Origin of the sequence: Pseudomonas sp. (assembly GCF_030150285.1) — a bacterium.
In the GTDB taxonomy this organism is placed as follows: Bacteria; Pseudomonadota; Gammaproteobacteria; order Pseudomonadales; family Pseudomonadaceae; genus Aquipseudomonas.
Genome location: NZ_JASLGE010000094.1, coordinates 35,698 through 54,401, shown reverse-complemented (window position 1 = coordinate 54,401; position 18,704 = coordinate 35,698). Strand labels below are relative to the sequence as shown.

General features: G+C 57.1%; 18 protein-coding genes and 1 pseudogene. 10 read left to right on the top strand and 9 right to left on the bottom strand.

Translation table 11 applies throughout. The features are described 5' to 3' along the window. Positions 1-49 precede the first annotated feature (49 nt). The 6 genes and pseudogenes from Q1W15_RS22155 to Q1W15_RS22130 form a co-directional block, all read right to left on the bottom strand. Positions 50-451: a hypothetical protein gene (locus Q1W15_RS22155; protein WP_300732515.1), complete on the bottom strand. Its 402-nt coding sequence runs from the start codon at positions 449-451 to the stop codon at positions 50-52. A 281-nt stretch (positions 452-732) separates the two neighbouring features. Beyond that, positions 733-2,742 carry a diguanylate cyclase gene (locus Q1W15_RS22150; protein WP_300732512.1) on the bottom strand — a complete coding sequence of 670 codons (2,010 nt, stop codon included), beginning with the start codon at positions 2,740-2,742 and terminating at the stop codon, positions 733-735. After that, entirely contained in the window at positions 2,739-3,617 is an 879-nt protein-coding gene (locus Q1W15_RS22145) for an endonuclease/exonuclease/phosphatase family protein (RefSeq protein ID WP_300732509.1), read from the bottom strand. Before Q1W15_RS22145 ends, Q1W15_RS22150 begins: the two co-directional genes overlap by 4 nt. Before the next feature lie 13 nt (positions 3,618-3,630). Further along, positions 3,631-4,260, bottom strand: a complete 630-nt coding sequence (locus Q1W15_RS22140) for a thiol:disulfide interchange protein DsbA/DsbL (protein WP_300732506.1) — start codon at positions 4,258-4,260, stop codon at positions 3,631-3,633. 201 nt (positions 4,261-4,461) lie between these two features. Further along, positions 4,462-5,082, bottom strand: a complete 621-nt coding sequence (locus Q1W15_RS22135; protein WP_300732503.1) for a c-type cytochrome — start codon at positions 5,080-5,082, stop codon at positions 4,462-4,464. 45 nt (positions 5,083-5,127) lie between these two features. After that, positions 5,128-5,417, bottom strand: a pseudogene (locus Q1W15_RS22130) (cytochrome c5 family protein). A gap of 191 nt (positions 5,418-5,608) precedes the next feature. Here Q1W15_RS22130 and yihA point away from each other — a divergent pair. Next, the gene (gene yihA / locus Q1W15_RS22125; RefSeq protein WP_300732500.1) at positions 5,609-6,253 is read left to right on the top strand and encodes a ribosome biogenesis GTP-binding protein YihA/YsxC; all 645 of its coding nucleotides are present in this window, start codon (positions 5,609-5,611) and stop codon (positions 6,251-6,253) included. A 263-nt stretch (positions 6,254-6,516) separates the two neighbouring features. On the opposite strand, the gene polA is transcribed toward yihA, so the two are convergent. After that, positions 6,517-9,288: a DNA polymerase I gene (gene polA / locus Q1W15_RS22120; protein WP_300732497.1), complete on the bottom strand. Its 2,772-nt coding sequence runs from the start codon at positions 9,286-9,288 to the stop codon at positions 6,517-6,519. A gap of 74 nt (positions 9,289-9,362) precedes the next feature. Between polA and Q1W15_RS22115 the strand changes: the two genes are divergently transcribed. Further along, positions 9,363-9,653, top strand: a complete 291-nt coding sequence (locus Q1W15_RS22115; RefSeq protein ID WP_300732494.1) for a DUF2782 domain-containing protein — start codon at positions 9,363-9,365, stop codon at positions 9,651-9,653. Positions 9,654-9,711: 58 nt separating this feature from the next. After that, positions 9,712-10,662: a homoserine kinase gene (locus tag Q1W15_RS22110; protein ID WP_300732488.1), complete on the top strand. Its 951-nt coding sequence runs from the start codon at positions 9,712-9,714 to the stop codon at positions 10,660-10,662. A gap of 519 nt (positions 10,663-11,181) precedes the next feature. On the opposite strand, the gene znuA is transcribed toward Q1W15_RS22110, so the two are convergent. After that, complete coding sequence (gene znuA, locus Q1W15_RS22105) at positions 11,182-12,102, bottom strand: zinc ABC transporter substrate-binding protein ZnuA (RefSeq protein WP_300732485.1); 921 nt, start codon at positions 12,100-12,102, stop codon at positions 11,182-11,184. A 66-nt stretch (positions 12,103-12,168) separates the two neighbouring features. Here znuA and Q1W15_RS22100 point away from each other — a divergent pair, with 66 nt between their 5' ends. The 7 genes from Q1W15_RS22100 (at position 12,169) to Q1W15_RS22070 (ending at position 17,753) form a co-directional block, all read left to right on the top strand. Further along, the gene (locus Q1W15_RS22100) at positions 12,169-12,651 is read left to right on the top strand and encodes a Fur family transcriptional regulator (protein WP_300732482.1); all 483 of its coding nucleotides are present in this window, start codon (positions 12,169-12,171) and stop codon (positions 12,649-12,651) included. After that, entirely contained in the window at positions 12,651-13,439 is a 789-nt protein-coding gene (gene znuC / locus Q1W15_RS22095; protein ID WP_300732479.1) for a zinc ABC transporter ATP-binding protein ZnuC, read from the top strand. The genes Q1W15_RS22100 and znuC overlap by 1 nt, the downstream gene beginning before the upstream one ends. Then, a complete protein-coding gene (znuB, locus tag Q1W15_RS22090; RefSeq protein WP_300732476.1) occupies positions 13,432-14,220 on the top strand; it encodes a zinc ABC transporter permease subunit ZnuB in 789 nt (262 codons plus the stop codon). The genes znuC and znuB overlap by 8 nt, the downstream gene beginning before the upstream one ends. Positions 14,221-14,257: 37 nt before the next feature. After that, positions 14,258-14,974, top strand: a complete 717-nt coding sequence (locus Q1W15_RS22085; protein ID WP_300732472.1) for a PA5502 family lipoprotein — start codon at positions 14,258-14,260, stop codon at positions 14,972-14,974. A 248-nt stretch (positions 14,975-15,222) separates the two neighbouring features. Continuing rightward, positions 15,223-16,230 carry a methionine ABC transporter ATP-binding protein gene (locus Q1W15_RS22080; RefSeq protein ID WP_300732469.1) on the top strand — a complete coding sequence of 336 codons (1,008 nt, stop codon included), beginning with the start codon at positions 15,223-15,225 and terminating at the stop codon, positions 16,228-16,230. Beyond that, a complete protein-coding gene (locus Q1W15_RS22075) occupies positions 16,230-16,904 on the top strand; it encodes a methionine ABC transporter permease (protein WP_300732466.1) in 675 nt (224 codons plus the stop codon). The genes Q1W15_RS22080 and Q1W15_RS22075 overlap by 1 nt, the downstream gene beginning before the upstream one ends. A gap of 78 nt (positions 16,905-16,982) precedes the next feature. Next, entirely contained in the window at positions 16,983-17,753 is a 771-nt protein-coding gene (locus Q1W15_RS22070; RefSeq protein WP_300732464.1) for a MetQ/NlpA family ABC transporter substrate-binding protein, read from the top strand. 56 nt (positions 17,754-17,809) lie between these two features. Here the strand turns inward: Q1W15_RS22070 and Q1W15_RS22065 are convergent, their stop codons facing one another. After that, positions 17,810-18,448: an SCO family protein gene (locus tag Q1W15_RS22065; RefSeq protein WP_300732462.1), complete on the bottom strand. Its 639-nt coding sequence runs from the start codon at positions 18,446-18,448 to the stop codon at positions 17,810-17,812. Positions 18,449-18,704 lie beyond the last annotated feature (256 nt).

Genomic DNA, 18,704 nt, shown 5'->3' with positions numbered 1-18,704 from the left:
CATTCGCTGCGGTATAAATCCCTGCTCTACGAGAGCAGGGAAGCGACGCTTACTTACCACACACCAGATAAAAACTCATGGATGAATCGCCAGAAGGCTTATCAAGACCAAGCATTAAACCGATAACATTAACTGTTTCACGCGTTGGCTTGCTCGACAACTTCGCAATCCCATACAAGGTATGTTCATACGTTGAATTATCGTAGGTCGATACATGACAATACTTGGGTTCTTTCTGAAACGCACCTGGCACAATATTAACCTTATAACTGGCGCCATAGTTAGTTTGACTGACGTGATCAACAGACTCTATCCAGTGCGCCGACTGTGCCTCGACCTTACCTTGCGCATCAATTCTGGCCGAGTATTCGTGCCCTTTAGCCGCCGCCAATGCGGAAAAAGACCCTGATATCAACATAAACATCGAACACATTACAATGACTTTTCTCATACCACTCCCTAAACTCATCGAGGGCATCCTGCCGATAAACCTACATGACAGCGTGTGGAAAAGGTGGTTAACAATACAGACATCGGCAGTGCCATTAAATAACACGTAAAATGCCTTTAGCTTAAACACTCAACTTCAAGACACTTACCACCTTCTCGCACGCTGTTATGTTAGCTAAGTCGCCAACTCATGCAGCGTCAAGAAAGCAAAGGCCAATAAACAGCATAAAAGAAAAGTACTACTCTTGGGTAGGATTGTAACGACATGAGAAAAATAGAGAATTAGTTCGACTCAATACAATTACGGCCCTTGCTTTTGGCACGATACAACGCGTCATCCGCCCGCTTGAGTACAGCCTCACTGCGATCGCCGCTGTTGAACGCCGACAGCCCGATAGACGCCGTGATCGTCACACGCTCACCCTTGAAATGGAACGGGCACGCTTCGATAGCCGCCCGCAACGTTTCGATCAACGCCACGCCCTTCTCAAAGGGCGTATCAGCGATCAACAGCACAAATTCCTCGCCACCAAAACGGGCAATGAAATCGTTGGTGCGCAGGTGCTTTTGCAATTGGGCGGCAATGATTTTCAACACCTTGTCACCCGCCAAATGGCCATAACCATCATTAATGCGTTTGAAGTGATCGAGATCGAGCATGGCGATCAACAAGGGGGTGCCTTGTGTTTTCCACTGAGCGACCTCAACCGCAAGCCGTTCGCCCCAGGCCGCACGATTGGGCAAGCCGGTGAGCGGGTCGACCAACGCCTTCTGACGCTGCTCTTCAAGGTGTTCGCGATAATTGAGCGCCTGCTGCTCCATGTGAACCACCCGCTCGGCCAGCCCTTGCAAAAGGACCGATACCTCTTGCTCGCGTGCATCGCGCTGCTGGCGGTGTTGTTCCATGGTACTCAACAGCCCTTCAAGACGGCCCTCCAGAATGCCCTTGAGGCTGTTCAAATCCACGGCACCTTGCATGCTGTGTTGGAGTTCATCGACGTGCACGCGTAACTGGCTGTGCAAATCATCAGCAGCGGTTTTGCCTTCGGCGTGGCCAGCTGTCGCCGCCTGAAGATTGTTCTGGAAAGACTCCAGTCGCCCGTTGAGTTGCTTGAGGTAGGTTTGGAACTCATGCTGACCACTGTCGGTGACGGCCAGCATTAAAACAGCAAGATCATCGAGGATCGGTAGCAGTTCGTACCAATTAAGCCCTTTTTCTAAACGCCGACGCATCGCTTCGGCCATGGGCCGGTGGTGCTCGGGCAACGACAGGTCGCTGAGCAAACCGAGCAGGGTGGACTCAATATGTTCCGCCACCGAGCTATACGTAGGCTCGGCGGTTTCAGGTAAACCATAGGCGGCATCAGCCTCGACCGGCTCGGGCTCAGCCGACGATTGCGCCATAAGGGGCCGTTCATCAGGCTCAGGAAAGCCCGGTGGTTCAACTTGCGGGCTCTCGGGGATGGCTTCAAGCCGCTGAACTTCGGTATCGACCAAGGCTACGACCGACTCAAGCGCACCCCGCGACTCATCTTGCTCTTCAGGTGCAGGCCTTTCTTCCACCGAAGGCAGCAGTGGCAACTCTGCCAGAGAAGGTACGCGCTGAGCATCGGCCTGAGGTACAGAGCCGTGTGCAGGCTCCAGCGACACCTGAGGCTCCACATCTTGGCGGGCGGCAGGCGCGTGCACCGCAGGGGACGGGGGCACAGCAACAGGCAATGGGGCCGCGGGCGCTTCACTGGCCACCCTGTCGCTCGGGTTCGTGTCGTGGGCTCCGAACAGTCGCTGCAATAGCCCTGGTTTGGAGGGCTCAGGGTCATTGAATTGGGGGGCCAGAGCACGCCCTTGCAAGTCACTCAGCTCACCCAACAACAGGGGCATTTCTCGCGCTTGGGCCACCCGGCCGTCGAGCCGCTTGGCGAATGCCTTGAGTGGCTTCTTCACATCACGAGGTAACGGCAGGGCTTGCAATTGCGCCACCAGGGACGACAGTGCAACGCCTATTTGCTCCACACGCGTTTCACGGCGCTGCTCGGAGTCGAGCACCGCTTTTTCAAGACGCGGCAACAAAGCGGCCAACGGGGCATCCATGTCATCCGTGCGTACGACTTCACGCATTTCCTTCATGCATTGGTCGACGGTCCTGTCCGCGCCTTCGGCCGCCAAGGTGCTGCGGACAAGCCCGCGACGCAACAAATCGAGCCGCGCATTCCAGCGGCGTTCGAGCTTGTCTTGCTGCTCGATGCTTTTGAGGTATTTTTCTTTCCAGCGTTCGGCGTCACCGGCGCTCATGCCGGGAACTCAGCGTCAGAAGGGCTCAACGCCGGTAGCGAATCGACGCCCACAGAGCCAGGCAGGCGGATTTCGACTGCCACAGGCAAATGGTCGGAAATAGGTTGGTCCAGCACTTGTACACGCTCAAGGGTCAGGCTGGGGCTTAGCAAAATATGGTCAAGGCAGCGCTGCGGACGCCAACTGGGGAACGTCGCCTCCGTCTGCGGTGCCAGTAACCCAAGGTCGCGCAACGGCGAGGCCTGCAGCAGGTCGCTGGCGTGGGTGTTCATATCTCCCATCAAGACCTGATGCTGGTAGCCCTCAATCAGCTCCCGCACATACCCCAACTGTAGGGTTCGGGTTTTAGCGCCCAGCGCGAGGTGCATCATGACGACCACCAGCGCATCGGCCCCCTCACCGAAACGCACCAGAATGGCACCACGACCAGCAGGGCCGGGCAGGGGGTGATCTTCAATCGCAGAGGGACGTAACCGGCTTAGCACACCGTTACTGTGCTGCGCCAAACGCCCAAGATTGCGATTGAGTTGTTGATACCAGTAAGGGAATTCGCCCTGCTGGGCCAAATATTTAACCTGATTGATGTAGCCCGATCGATGACTGCCACCGTCGGCCTCCTGCAAAGCGACGAGATCGAAATCGCTCAGCAGGTCACCTATCTTGTCCAGGTTCCCGACCCGGCCTTTATGCGGCAGCACATGCTGCCAACTGCGGGTCAGGTAGTGGCGGTAACTTTGCGTACTGTTACCCACCTGAATATTGAAGCTGAGCAAACGCAGCCGTCGGTCTTCCGGCAACCCGCTGGTTGCCAGATGATCTTCGTTGACCTGAGGCTCATGCAGGCCAACGATTCGTTCGTTCTTCCAGCGCCGCATGGAAAAGACCCGATTATTTAGCCGCCCGTTCTTTGGCGATCAGTTGATCAGCCACGTTCAGCGTGCCCTCAGGGCCACCGGCGGTGCCGAGGTCAAAGCGGTATTTACCATTGACCACCAGGGTAGGTACTCCGGAGATCTGATAGGCCTGGGCTTTTTTCTTGGCCTCTTCAACCTTGCCTTTAACGGCGAACGAGTTGTAGGTGCTCAGGAATTTGTCCTTGTCGACGCCTTCGCCTGACAGGAACTCAGCCATTTCCTCTGGCGTTGCCAGCTTTTTACCGCCGTGGATCGCTTCGAACACCGCTTTATGGACCTTGTTCTCAACGCCCATGGCTTCAAGGGTAATGAACAATTGGCCGTGAACATTCCAGATACCACCGAACATGGCTGGAATACGCACAAAATTCACATCAGAAGGGAGTTTTTCTACCCACGGGTTGATGGTCGGCTCAAACGCATAGCAATGCGGGCAGCCGTACCAGAACAGCTCAACCACTTCGATTTTGCCAGGCACGGCAACCGGCACGGCACTACTCAGCTCTACATATTGTTTACCGGCTTCAAGCGGCTCGGCGGCTTGAGCGCTCATGCCAAACAGGCTGGCACTGACGAGTGCGGCGCTGAGAATCAGATTACGCATGCTTTACTCCTGGGCAAATAAGGTCGCTTTAACGTGACCTGCATTCAGACAGGTCCGATCCGGCTTGAGTTCGTTAGTGTAACGGCACAGAACATGAAAAAGGGCAGCTCAAGCTGCCCTTTCAGGTTCACATTCAAAGATTAAACAATCGTTAACGTGGCCCAAGGCCTGAAGCCCTGAAAACACGGATTGCCTAAACCATTAGTGCAGACCTTGAATATAGCTGGCCAACGCCTTGATGTCCTTGTTACTCAGCTTGGCGGCGATACTGCGCATGACCATCGTATCGGAATCGTTCGTCCGATCGCCTTCACGGAAGTCGGTAAGCTGTTTTTCAATGTAACTGGCGTGCTGGCCGCCCACATGCGGGAACCCTGCGGCGATGTTGCCTTGGCCGTTAGGTGAGTGGCAGCCGATGCAAGCTGGCAAACCCTTTTCAATGTCCCCACCACGGAACAGCGCCTGGCCGCGCTCAACCAATGCAGGATCGGCAGCGCCCACTGAGCTCTTTTGACTGGCGTAGTAAGCGGCAATATCGGCAAGGTCCTGATCGCTCAGGTTGGTCAGTTGGCCGGTCATTTCCAGCACCACGCGCTTGCCATCTTTAATATCGTGCAACTGCTTGAGCAGGTAACGCTCGCCTTGCCCGGCCAGCTTGGGGAAATTAGGGGCCATGCTGTTGCCGTCCGGCCCGTGGCACGCGGCGCATACAGCGGTTTTTGCCTGACCTGCAGCAGCATCGCCTGCAAGCACGGTGCCTGCAGCCTGGGCAACACTGGTGACACCCAAGGTCAACAGCAGACTCACGAGTAATTTGTTCATCAGCTAATCCAACTACGGCTAAGGGTTAAGAGTTATGGGCCGGGCTTACTCGTTCATCCTGTGGATGATAGGTCGGTAATCCTCGACACTGCAGTCCATGCACAAACCACGCGGCGGCATCGCCTTGTAAACCCTGGTCTCGTGCCGTACCGGCATCTGCGTACCTTGCTCCAACCCTGGCCTTGGCTTGCGGCTCACCCGACTTCGGTGCCGTTGATAGCGGACCTGCATGGCAGACAAAACAAACGCGGTTGTACACGGCTTCCGGATCCTGTGTAGCCTGAGCGCTGTTAAAGTGGCATCAAGGCACCGGCAGCAAGCAGCCATTTCGTCATAAAACGACCGTTTCAGGGTTGGGAGCTTGCTGCGTTCTAATGCGCAACCTGGGTCTATCGCTCCCGTATTCTTCATCCTTCGCTGGGACAAAGCGCACACAAAATCTGCGGCATTATATACTGGCGCTACTGAAACGGAAACGACACCGCTTGCCGTGTCCATTCCTGGCACCGCTCACATCGGAAACCCCATGCAACTCAAGAACCCCATCCTCGGTCTGTGCCAACAGGCTAAATTCATGCTCAGCGCAGCCAAAGTCGATCAATGCCCCGACGACGCAGGCTTCGAAGTGGCGTTTGCCGGCCGTTCCAACGCGGGTAAATCCAGTGCACTGAACACCTTGACCCACGCCAGCCTGGCCCGCACTTCGAAGACGCCAGGCCGTACCCAACTGCTGAACTTCTTCCAGCTGGATGAAGACCGTCGCCTGGTCGACTTGCCAGGTTATGGCTATGCCAAGGTACCTATCCCGCTAAAACTGCACTGGCAACGCCACCTGGAAGCCTACCTGGGCAGTCGGGAAAGCCTCAAAGGTCTGATTCTGATGATGGATATTCGTCATCCCATGACGGACTTCGACAAGCTGATGCTCGACTGGGCCGTGCAAAGCGGCATGCCGATGCATATTTTGTTGACCAAGGCCGACAAATTGACTTACGGCGCAGCCAAGGGCGAACTGCTGAAAGTGCAGTCGCAAATTCGTAAGGGCTGGGGCGATGCAATCACCATCCAGATGTTCTCGGCCCCGAAACGCCTGGGCCTGGAAGAAGCCTACACCGTGCTTGCCAATTGGTTGGAACTGCCCAACAAGGGCGAAGAAGACGCCGGCGAGTAACAAATAACGGGCAAAAAAAACCCCGGACTTCATAGGGGGAGGGGGAAGTTCGGGGTTCAAGGACTGAACCGCTAGGGCGAGGTTCAGCTATCTGCCAACACTTAACACAACTATCAGGAGCTTGAAGGGCTTCATCGCCATTCAAAGACTCTGACTGGTGCTTCGCTGATTTAGTTCCTGAGCCTTGCAAGACCTGAGGAACAAAGCAGGCCTGCAGCATCGCTGGCTGCAGGCTCTGGCTTCATCCCGGCAAGCGCTGAGGCTTAGTGCGCCTCATCCCAGTTGTTGCCAACCCCCACCTCAACCACCAGCGGCACTTCAAGTGTCGCCGCTTCACTCATGTGGACGCGGATCTCATCGCGCACCTGGTCAACCAGGTCTTCACGCACCTCAAGCACCAATTCATCGTGCACTTGCAGGATGACGCGGGCATCAAGGCCGGACGCGCTCAGCCAGTGATCCACCGCCACCATCGCTTTCTTGATGATGTCGGCGGCGGTCCCTTGCATCGGTGCGTTGATCGCGGTGCGCTCGGCTCCCTTGCGCAAGGCCGGGTTCTTCGCGTTGATGTCAGGCAGGTACAGGCGACGACCGAAAATGGTCTCGACATAACCCTGCTCAGCCGCTTGAGTGCGGGTGCGTTCCATGTAGTCCAACACGCCCGGGTAGCGCGCGAAATAACGGTCGATGTACGCCTGAGACTGCTTGCGGTCGACACCAATCTGCTTGGCCAGGCCAAAGGCGCTCATGCCATAGATCAGCCCGAAGTTGATCGCCTTGGCACTGCGGCGCTGGTCGGTAGTGACAGCGTCCAACTCAACCCCAAACACTTCGGCCGCAGTGGCCTTGTGCACGTCCAGGTTGTTGCGGAAGGCATGCAGCAAGCCTTCGTCCTTGGCCAAGTGCGCCATGATGCGCAGCTCAATTTGCGAGTAGTCGGCGGCCAGCAGCTTGTAGCCTTTAGGTGCCACGAACGCCTGACGAATCCGGCGGCCTTCGGCTGTACGAATCGGAATGTTCTGCAGGTTTGGATCACTGGATGACAGGCGTCCGGTGGCCGTGACGGCTTGATGGTAGGACGTGTGAATGCGACCTGTTCGTGGGTTGATCTGCTCAGGCAGGCGATCGGTGTAGGTGCTCTTGAGCTTGCTCATTGAGCGGTACTGCATCAACACCTTCGGCAGGGGGAAGTCCTGTTCAGCCAGCTCGGCCAAGACGGCTTCAGCGGTAGAAGGCTGACCTTTGGCCGTCTTGCTGATAATCGGCAGGCCCAATTTTTCGTACAGGATCACGCCCAATTGTTTTGGCGAACTGAGGTTGAATTCTTCGCCCGCAATTTCAAAGGCCTCACGTTCAAGCGCGACCAATTTGTCGCCCAGCTCAACACTCTGCACACCCAGCAGGTTGGCATCGACCAGCGCCCCTTGGCGCTCAATGCGCGCCAATACGGGTACCAGCGGCATCTCTATATCCGTAAGAACCGTGTTCAAACTAGGAATCGCGGCCAGTTTTTCGCTCAGCGCATGGTGTAAACGCAGGGTGACATCGGCGTCTTCAGCCGCATACGGGCCGGCTTGCTCCAGTGAGATCTGGTCGAATGTCAGCTGCTTGGCACCTTTACCCGCAATATCCTGGAAGCTGGTGGTCGTAATGCCCAGGTACTTCTGCGCCAAACTGTCCATGTCATGACGCGTGGCGGTAGAGTCGAGCACATAAGACTCCAGCATGGTATCGAACGCCACGCCCTGAACCGTGATTGCGCAGGCGGGATCACCCCCAATGGCACAGTTGGCCAAAATATTGATGTCGAACTTGGCGTGCTGACCGACCTTCGCTTTGGCCGGGTCTTCCAGCAGGGGCTTAAGGGCGAGCAAAACCGTGTCGCGGTCCAGTTGATCGGGTACGCCCATATAAGAGTGCGTCAACGGAAGGTAGGCCGCCTCACCCGGCTTGACCGCGAATGACAAGCCCACCAATTGCGCTTGCTGCGCATCGAGACCGGTGGTTTCGGTATCAAAAGCGATCAGCGGCGCATCCTTGAGCTTCTTCAGCCATACGTCGAAACGCGCCTGATCCAGAATCGTTTCGTACTGCACTTGAGTTTCTTCGGCCGCAGCCGCCGGTGCTTCCTGAGCGATCACCTGGCCCGCACGCTTGGCTTCCCGCTCGACCTCCGCGATCCAGCTTTTGAATTCCAGCTCGGTGTACAGCTCAATCAGCTTTTCACAATCCTGGTCTTTGAGGTGCAAGTCCTCCAGGCCAATGTCCAGCGGTACATCGACCTTGATCGTAGCCAACTGATACGACAAGAACGCCATTTCCCGGTGTTCTTCGAGCTTGGCCGGCAAGTTTTTAGCGCCTCGTATGGGCAACGTCGGCACGATATCAAGCTTTTCGTAGAGGTCGGTTAGGCCGCCACCCACGCCCACCAACAGGCCAGACGCCGTCTTGGGGCCAATGCCCGGAACACCCGGAATGTTGTCGGACGAATCGCCCATCAGGGCGAGGTAGTCAATGATCTGCTCGGGGGAGACACCGAACTTTTCTTTCACGCCCTCTACGTCCATGACGCTGCCGGTCATGGTGTTGACCAGCGTGATGTGGCCATCCACCAGTTGCGCCATGTCCTTGTCACCGGTCGAGATCACGACCGGGCGGTCGGCCGCGGCGCTGCTGCGGGCCAGCGTACCGATCACATCGTCCGCCTCAACGCCTTCAACGCACAGCAACGGAAAGCCCAACGCAATCACACTGGCGTGCAACGGCTCGATTTGCACCCGCATGTCATCGGGCATGCTGGGGCGATTGGCCTTGTACTCGGCGTACATGTCATCGCGAAATGTCCCGCCCTTGGCGTCGAACACGACCGCGAAAGGGCTGTCCGGGTACTGCTTGCGCAGACTTTTCAGCATGTTCAACACGCCCTTCACGGCACCCGTTGGCAGCCCTTTGGACGTGGTCAGCGGTGGCAGCGCATGGAAAGCGCGATACAGATATGAAGAACCGTCCACCAGGACGAGGGGAGCTTGGCTCATGAGCAGGATCAACCTTTTCGGCGAGTCCGGCGCTAGAATGTCCGGACCAATGACGACAAAGGGACAAGGTTATCATGCGCACACTTAATCGCCTGTTGCTCACCGGCTTGATTGCAGCCATTCCGCTGGTAACCTTCGCGGCAGATGACGCCCCGTCCGCAGACCCGGATGTCACCATTCGCACGGAAGGCGACAAAACCATTCAGGAATATCGTCAAAACGGGTTCCTGTATGCCATCAAGGTCACCCCAAAAGGGGGCAAACCGTACTTTTTGGTACGCGCTGATGGCACCGATGCCAATTACATCCGTTCCGACCAGCCGGATATGCTGATTCCTTCGTGGAAAATCTTCGAGTGGAAGTAGCGTCTTAACTTTAATCGGCACCGCCTCAACGCGGTGCCCGTACTGGCAGTTTTAAACCATGTCTGTATTCACCCCCCTGACTCGCCCCGAGCTGGACACTTTTCTTGCGCCTTACGGGCTTGGCCGCCTGCTGGACTTCCAGGGGATTGCCGCGGGTAGCGAAAACACCAACTACTTCATCAGCCTGGAGAAGGGAGAGTTTGTCCTGACACTGGTTGAGCGCGGTCCAGTCGACGAAATGCCGTTTTTTATCGACCTGTTGGATGTGCTGCACGAGGCCGACCTGCCGGTGCCTTATGCCTTGCGCACTCAAGACGGCGTGGCCTTGCGCGACCTCAAAGGCAAGCCGGCGCTGCTGCAACCCCGCCTGGCAGGCAAGCATATTCGCGTCGCCAATGCGCAGCATTGCGCCCAGGTCGGTGATCTGCTCGGCCATTTGCACCTGGCCACCCGCGACAAAGTGCTTGTACGCAAAACCGACCGTGGCCTGGACTGGATGCTGGCTGAAGGCCCTGCACAGATAGCAGGCTTGCAGCCAGAGTCCGCTGATTTGCTGAAGCACGCGCTGGACGAAATTACAGAACACAAGTCGCAAATTCTCGCGCTGCCACAGGCCAACTTGCACGGTGATCTGTTTCGCGATAATGCCATGTTTGAAGGCACGCACCTGACCGGGCTGATCGACTTTTACAACGCCTGTTCTGGCCCCATGCTGTACGACGTGGCCATTGCATTGAACGATTGGTGCGCGGATGACGAAGGTACGATTGACGCCCCACGGGCACGTGCCTTGTTGGGCGCGTACGCCGCATTACGGCCGTTTACCGCGAGTGAAGCCGAGTTGTGGCCAACCCTGTTGCGCGTCGCGTGCGTCCGGTTCTGGCTGTCACGCCTGATCGCCGCTCAGGCATTCGCCGGGCAAGACGTGCTGATTCACGACCCGGGCGAGTTTGAAACCCGCTTGAAAAAGCGTCAAATTGTCACCTTGCATTTGCCGCTTGTGCTTTAAGCCTGAAATACAGCGGGCTCGGCAAACAACAGTACAGGCGCAAGCTTGATCGCGATCTGTTGATCCAAGGGCCCCCTTAAACCACGCTGGCAGAACGCAGGTTTTGCGCAGTGGCGGGCCCACGGAGCAAAGCCTGTAGGAACGAGTTTGCTCGTGATCTGTTGATCTGGTTTTTGATCCATCAAAGTAACACGGCGTAAGGCCGCGACCTTAAGTGGCCGTGACCGCAGCAATGGATAGGCCGAAGCTTCTTAAAGATCAAAAGATCGCGAGCAAGCTCGCTCCTACGGATGCCAGCGTTTGTGGGAACAAGCTTGCTCGTGATCTGTTGATCTGATTTTTGATCCATCAAGGTAACACGGCGTAAGGCCGCAACCTTAAGTGGCCGCGACCGCAGCAATGGATAGGCCGAAGCTTCTTAAGATCAAAAGATCGCGAGCAATCGAGCGTCGACCGGCTGCTCCTACAACCCCCCGGTTCTTTGCGCGACAGCCCGGCGTCGAAGACGTACGCGCCGGGTTAGAGGCTTTCCAGGCAGCCTGCCAGGTCATTGCCCAGCTTTTCCAGCAATTGCTCGTAACCCTGCGCGGTCGCCTCGGTGAAGCCACCCAAGGGGTCCAGTTCGGCCAGTTTCACCGGCAGCCCGGCGACCAGGGTTTCAGCCAAGCGGGGCCGCAACGGCGGGTCGCTGAACACACACGTTTTACCCACTTCCTGTAAGCGTTTGCGCATGGCCGCCACATGCTGAGCACCCGGCTGAACTTCCGATGCGACACTGAACGTACCCGCGTGCTGAAGGCCGTAGGCACTTTCGAAGTAGTCATACCCTTCATGGAAAACAAAGAACGGCTTGCCCGCAATCCCTGCCAAACGGGCTTTCAGGCGCTGATCCAGCGCATCCAGCCGCTCGTTGAATGCCTTGAGGTTGCTCTGGTACTTCGCTGCATTGCCCGGGTCTTTGGCGCTCAGGTCGGCGGCCATTTTAGCGGCGATCACGCGGGCATTGTCCGGTGCCAACCACAGGTGCGCATCCAGGGTGCCAGGGCGATGATCATGGTCATGTTCGGCCGTATCTTCTTCATGCGAGTGGCTATCCTCGGCGAAGTGGCGAAGTTTTAGATCAGGCAGCGTCTGGATGGCCACTGACGGCAGGGTGCGGTTCTTGATGACACGCGGCATGAAGCCTTCCATGTCCGGACCAATCCAGTACAACAGATCGGCGGACTGTACACGCCGCACGTCAGAAGGCCGCAGCGCATAGTTGTGCGGCGAAGCGCCGGGGGCCAACAACACCTCGGGCTTACCCACGCCGTCCTGCACCGCCGCTGCAATTAACTGCAAAGGTTTGATGCTGGTTAATACGTTGACCTCGGCATGGGCCGGGTTTATCACCAGAAAACTGGTGGATAACGCAATAAAAAACGCAAAAAGACGGGGCACAATAGGCACTCAAGGTGGTTGAAACAGGTAACATAATAACGTCTCTCTCAAAACTCGTCGCCACTCATGCCTAAAACACCCCTTGCCAGTCGTCCCCATGACCACTCCCACTGCGTCCACAGCGCACTGTCCGAAGCGGACGTGTTGTGCGCGCAGAAAGGCCTGCGCCTGACCGCATTGCGTCGCCGCGTGCTGGAGTTGGTGTGGCAAAGCCACAAGCCACTGGGTGCGTACGATATTTTGGCCGTGCTCAGCGAGCAGGACGGTCGACGCGCAGCACCCCCTACTGTTTATCGAGCGCTGGATTTTCTGCTCGAGAACGGCTTGGTGCATCGCATCGCCTCCCTTAACGCCTTCATTGGCTGCAGCCACCCTGAGCATGCACATCAGGGCCAATTCCTGATTTGCCGCACCTGCAACGCCGCTATTGAGCTTGAACAAAAAGCCATCAGCGACGCCATTATCAGCAGCGCCCGCGATGTCGGCTTTACTGTCGAAGGCCAAACCGTCGAGGTAGTGGGGTTGTGTTCGGGTTGCCGGGAGGCCTGATGAGCACTGCGTTGATTCGTCTTCAAGAGGTGTGCGTGACGTTCGCCGGGCAAAACGTGCTCGACAACATTGAGCTGAGCGTTGAACCGGGCCAGATCGTGACCCTGATCGGCCCCAACGGCGCAGGCAAAACCACGCTGGTCAAAGCGGTGCTGGGGCTACTTAAACCGACAAGCGGGAGTGTGTGGCGCAAGCCCCGGCTGCGGGTCGGTTACATGCCGCAAAAGCTGCATGTCGACCCGACGCTGCCGTTATCGGTACTGCGTTTTTTACGCTTGGTACCCGGCGTGGACAGAGACCAGGCCCTCGCTGCACTCAAGGAAGTGGGCGCAGAAAAAGTGATCGACAGCCCGGTGCAGAGCGTCTCGGGCGGTGAAATGCAACGCGTGCTGCTGGCCCGTGCGTTGTTGCGCAAACCTGAACTGCTGGTGCTGGATGAGCCCGTTCAAGGCGTCGACGTGGCAGGTCAGGCTGAGCTGTACAGCCTCATTACCCGCCTGCGCGACCGCCATGGCTGCGGCGTGCTGATGGTTTCCCACGACTTGCACCTGGTCATGAGTACCACCGATCAGGTGGTGTGCCTCAATCGGCATGTGTGCTGCTCGGGCCACCCTGAACACGTCAGCGGTGACCCGGCATTTGTCGAGTTATTCGGCAAAAACGCACAAAGCCTGGCGATTTATCACCATCACCACGATCACGCCCATGACTTGCATGGCTCCGTGGTCACCGACAATGCCACGCCGGCGACTGCACACGTTCATGGGGAAGGCTGCAAACATGGCTGATTTTCTGTTTTACGCCTTGTTGGCAGGCCTCTCACTGGCCGTCGTCGCGGGCCCCCTGGGGTCTTTTGTGGTGTGGCGCCGCATGGCCTATTTTGGCGATACCTTGTCCCACGCGGCCTTGCTGGGTGTGGCGCTGGGGTTCCTGCTGGATGTCAGCCCGACCCTTGCGGTCACCGTAGGCTGCCTGCTGCTTGCGGTGCTATTAGTCACGTTGCAACAACGCCAACCGCTTGCCTCTGACACCCTTCTGGGAATTCTCGCGCCCAGCACCTTGTCCCTTGGGCTGGTCGTACTAAGCTTCATGCACGAAGTGCGGATTGACCTGATGGCGTATCTGTTTGGTGACTTGCTGGCGATCAGCCCGACCGACCTGATGTGGATCATGGGCGGCAGTGCAGCGGTGCTGGTGGCGCTGGCGGCTATGTGGCGACCTTTGTTGGCCATCACTGTGCACGAGGAACTGGCTATGGTTGAAGGCCTGCCAGTGGCTGCGTTACGCATGACCCTGATGCTGTTGATCGCGGTCGTGATTGCTGTGGCCATGAAGATTGTCGGCGTGCTGCTGATCACCTCCTTGCTGATCATTCCAGCCGCGGCCGCCCAGCGACATGCGCGCTCACCGGAGCAAATGGCCCTGGGTGCCAGTCTTTTGGGCATGCTGGCCGTGTGTGGAGGGCTGGCACTGTCATGGATCAAGGACACACCCGCAGGCCCTTCGATTGTGGTCTGTGCTGCTGCACTGTTTCTGCTGAGTTTTGTTCTGCCCCGTCGAGGGGTGTAGACTTGCTCGTTTTTTGCGCACTTAGAGAGCCGCAGGAATGAAGCTGTTCAACTCCCGTTACTTGCTCCTGGCCGCATTTACCTTGCTGCTGGGGGCCTGCCAAAGCACCCCTTCCGCTGACAACCCTGTCCCGGATGCGCGTGCCGAGGCCATCGCCACGCTGGAGCAAAACTTGGCCAGCAGCGAACTCGCGACCGCCGAAGATCAATTGGCGGCCTTACAGGCTCAAACGCCGGATGACCCGCAACTGGTTCAGTACCAGCGCCAATTGGCTGAAGCCTACTTGCAGCGCAGCCAGATCGTCCTGCAAAAAGGCGATGTCAACGCGGCGGCAACCGCACTTAGCCGCGCTCGCGCCTTGATGCCCAAAGCACCCGCACTGACCGGCGGCGTTAACAGCGCCATCGCTCAGGCGCGTAAGGCCGAGCTGGACAAAGCCGAAGCGGCCCTCAAAGCCGCCGAAGCCCGACCACCTGCCAAGGTGATTGACCCGGCAGCCCCAAGCACTACCGTGACGCTAAACATCACCGATATTGCGAAACTTCGCCATCAACTGGACTTGATCGCGCAGGACATCGTCAATTACCAATGCGCGGTCAGCCTGCAAGTCCCGCGTACGGCTGATTACCCGTGGCTGGCCACCCTGATCAACAAGCGCGTGAAAAAGCTCGACCCGGCGTTCGATCTCAAACTGGAACGCCAGATCATCCGCCACGTGCCCGCACAGATGGTGCTGATCCCTGGCAAATCGTAATTGCAGGAGCGAACCCGCTCCTGCAAACCGCCGTCTCACCGCCGGAATAGCTGTAGCCTTCGACCTTCAGTCGGAGCGCTCAAGCACTGAACGTGTATGCACGTTTCTTATTTCTAGCCCTTAGGTTTCTTATTCCCAAATCGAAGGTTTAGACGGAAATAAATGCTAATAAAATCTATACGGACACGCTAAAATGCGCTCCCGGCTAACCGCTGACTTTCTTTTACGCGCCCCACAAGGTTCGCTACGTGATTGAGTTCCATAACGTTCATAAAACTTACCGGGTCGCTGGTAAGGACATTCCTGCGCTGCACTCCACCAGTTTGCGTGTTGAGAGCGGCCAGGTGTTTGGCCTGATTGGTCATTCCGGCGCGGGCAAAAGTACATTACTGCGCCTGATTAACCGCCTTGAAACACCGAGCGGCGGCCAGATCATCGTCGACAACGAAGACGTGACGGCTATGGACGCCAACGGCCTGCGCCGTTTCCGTCAACAGGTCGGCATGATTTTCCAGCACTTCAACCTGCTGGCCTCCAAGACCGTGGCCGATAACGTGGCGATGCCGCTGGCACTGGCCGGTGATTTGTCGCGCAGTGAAATCGATCAACGCGTCAGCGAGTTGCTTGCGCGGGTTGGCCTTTCAGACCACGCAAAAAAATACCCGGCCCAACTCTCGGGCGGCCAGAAGCAGCGAGTGGGCATTGCCCGCGCCTTGGCGACCAAACCCAAAGTGCTGTTGTGCGACGAGGCCACAAGCGCCCTCGACCCTCAAACCACAGCCTCGGTTCTGCAATTGCTGGCCGAGATCAACCGCGAGTTGAAGCTGACTATCGTGCTGATCACTCACGAGATGGATGTTATTCGCCGCGTGTGTGACGAAGTCGCCGTGATGGATGCCGGCACCATTGTCGAGCAGGGCCCCGTCGCTGACGTGTTCTTGCACCCCAAGCACCCAACCACCAAGCGTTTCGTGCAGGAAGATGAGCAAATCGACGAAAGCGAGCAGCGAGACGATTTTGCCCATGTTCCAGGCCGCATCGTGCGCCTGACCTTTCAGGGCGATGCGACCTACGCCCCCTTGCTGGGTACCGTTGCCCGTGAAACGGGTGTGGATTACAGCATCCTCGCGGGCCGTATCGACCGCATCAAAGACACTCCCTATGGGCAACTGACCCTCGCCATCACCGGTGGTGACATGGACGCTGCTTTCGCGCGCTTCACCGCCGCAGACGTGCATATGGAGGTGCTGCGCTAATGGAATCCTTCTTGAGCTTTTTCTCCAACATTGACTGGTACGAAATCTGGCTGGCCACCGGCGACACGATGATGATGCTCGGCGGTTCGCTGCTGTTTACCATTGTGCTGGGCCTGCCGCTGGGCGTGCTGCTGTTTTTATGCAGCCCGCGTCAACTGTTCGAACAAAAAACCGTGTACGGCTTGCTGTCGTTGGCGGTGAACATTCTGCGGTCGCTGCCATTCATCATCCTGTTGATTGTGATGATCCCTTTCACCGTTCTGATCACCGGCACCTCGCTGGGCGTCGCCGGGGCCATACCGCCACTCGTGGTCGGGGCCACGCCGTTCTTTGCCCGCTTGGTCGAAACGGCCCTGCGCGAAGTGGACCGCGGCATCATTGAAGCCACACAGGCCATGGGGGCCAACACGCGTCAAATCATTACCAGCGCCTTGCTGCCTGAGGCACGCCCGGGCATCTTTGCCGCGATTACCGTGACCGCCATTACGCTGGTGTCCTACACCGCAATGGCAGGCGTGGTCGGTGCCGGTGGCCTGGGTGACCTGGCAATCCGCTTCGGCTATCAACGGTTCCAGACCGACGTGATGATTGTCACCGTCGCACTGTTGCTGATCCTGGTGCAGATTCTGCAAACAGTTGGCGACAAACTGGTGGTGCACTTCTCGCGTAAGTAAGCCCGATCCCGAGTTTGAAAACCTGATCGCCGGCCAGTCGCTGGCAGATACCTGAAATCACTTCCAAGGAGTTGTTGAATGAAGAAGTTATTTGCTGCTGTGGCTGCCGTTGCGGCGTTTTCGGCCCACGCGGGCGAGCTGTCTGTAGCGGCCTCGCCAGTGCCTCACGCCGAGATCCTGGAGTTTGTAAAACCCGCGCTGGCCAAAGAAGGCGTTGACCTGAAGGTCAAGGTATTCACCGATTACGTGCAGCCTAACGTGCAAGTCGCTGAGAAGCGCCTGGACGCCAACTTCTTCCAGCACCAACCGTACCTGGATGAGTTCAACAAGGCCAAGGGCACTCACCTGGTCAGCGTTGCCGCCGTGCACCTGGAACCACTGGGCGCGTACTCCAGCAAAATCAAGCAGTTGGCTGACCTGCCGGACGGTGCCAACGTCGTCATTCCGAACGATGCCACCAACGGTGGCCGCGCCCTGTTGCTGCTGCAAAAAGAAGGGCTGATTACCCTCAAAGATCCAAAGAACATTCTGTCGACGCTCAAAGACATCAACGCCAACCCTAAAAACCTGAAGTTCCGGGAGCTGGAAGCAGCGACGATCCCACGTGTACTGACTCAGGTTGACCTGGCGCTGATCAACACCAACTACGCGCTGGAAGCCAAGTTGAACCCGCAAGAAGACGCTCTGTTCATTGAAGGCAGCGACTCGCCTTACGTGAACATTCTGGTCGCTCGCCCGGACAACAAGGACTCGGACGACATCAAGAAGCTGGTTAACGCACTGCACACCCCTGAAGTGAAGAAATTCATTGAAGAGAAGTACAAGGGTGCCATCCTTCCAGCGTTCTAAGCATCTCGCTGTAATCGTTGCCGCTTCGTGCGGCAGCGATCACAGTCACCCTCTCTCTAGTTCCTTTCCACTACCCCCGGCAACTGAGCAACCATTTTCTGGTTATTGAACGGTGCGCGGATGAAACCTCGCTGAGTACCGTCCGGGCCGATCAACGCTAGGTTGCCACTGTGATCAACCGTGTAATTGGGCTTGCGGGTATCTGCCGGAATAAACGGAATGCTCACCGCATTGGCCAACGTTTGCAGCGAATCGACGGAATCGGGTGTCAGGCCCACAAAGTCAGGGTCGAAGTAACCCAGGTACTGCTTGAGCTGCTGGGGCGAATCGCGGTTCGGGTCGACGCTGACCAACACAATCTGCAGCTTGTCCTGCACCTCTTTGGGCAATTCGCTCTTGATCTGGCGCAATTGGGCAAGGGTGGTCGGGCAAATGTCCGGGCAGAAGGTGTAGCCGAAGAACAACAGGCTCCACTTGCCTTTCAACTCATTCATCACCACCGGCTGCCCGTCCTGGTTCATCAGGGTGATAGCCGGTAGCTGACGGCTTTGCGGCAGCAAAATAATGCCTGCTTCAGTCAGCGCTTTGACGTCGGGCGAGTTCGGCTTGCCCGGCATCATCTTGTTGAACGCCACCCCCATGACCAACGCTATAAGCGCAACCAGGATATAGACGGTTTTTTGAGATTTAGTCATAGGTTCCACACGGAGTAATGATCGACAGGCAGCGCGAAAAGCAACAACCACAAGTAGGGGGTAGGATCCTTGCGTGTAGGGATCCCGCGTGCAACTGGGTGCCACGGTACAACACCCAGGCAAATGCACAAAGCAGCACCAAAACAGTAAGAACTTTCATATTAGCCACGCTGAAAGCTGCTGCGGTATTGCATACAGGCAAATAGCCACTATCATTAAACACTTAAACGTTAGCGTTTAAGCGAGTCCATACCCC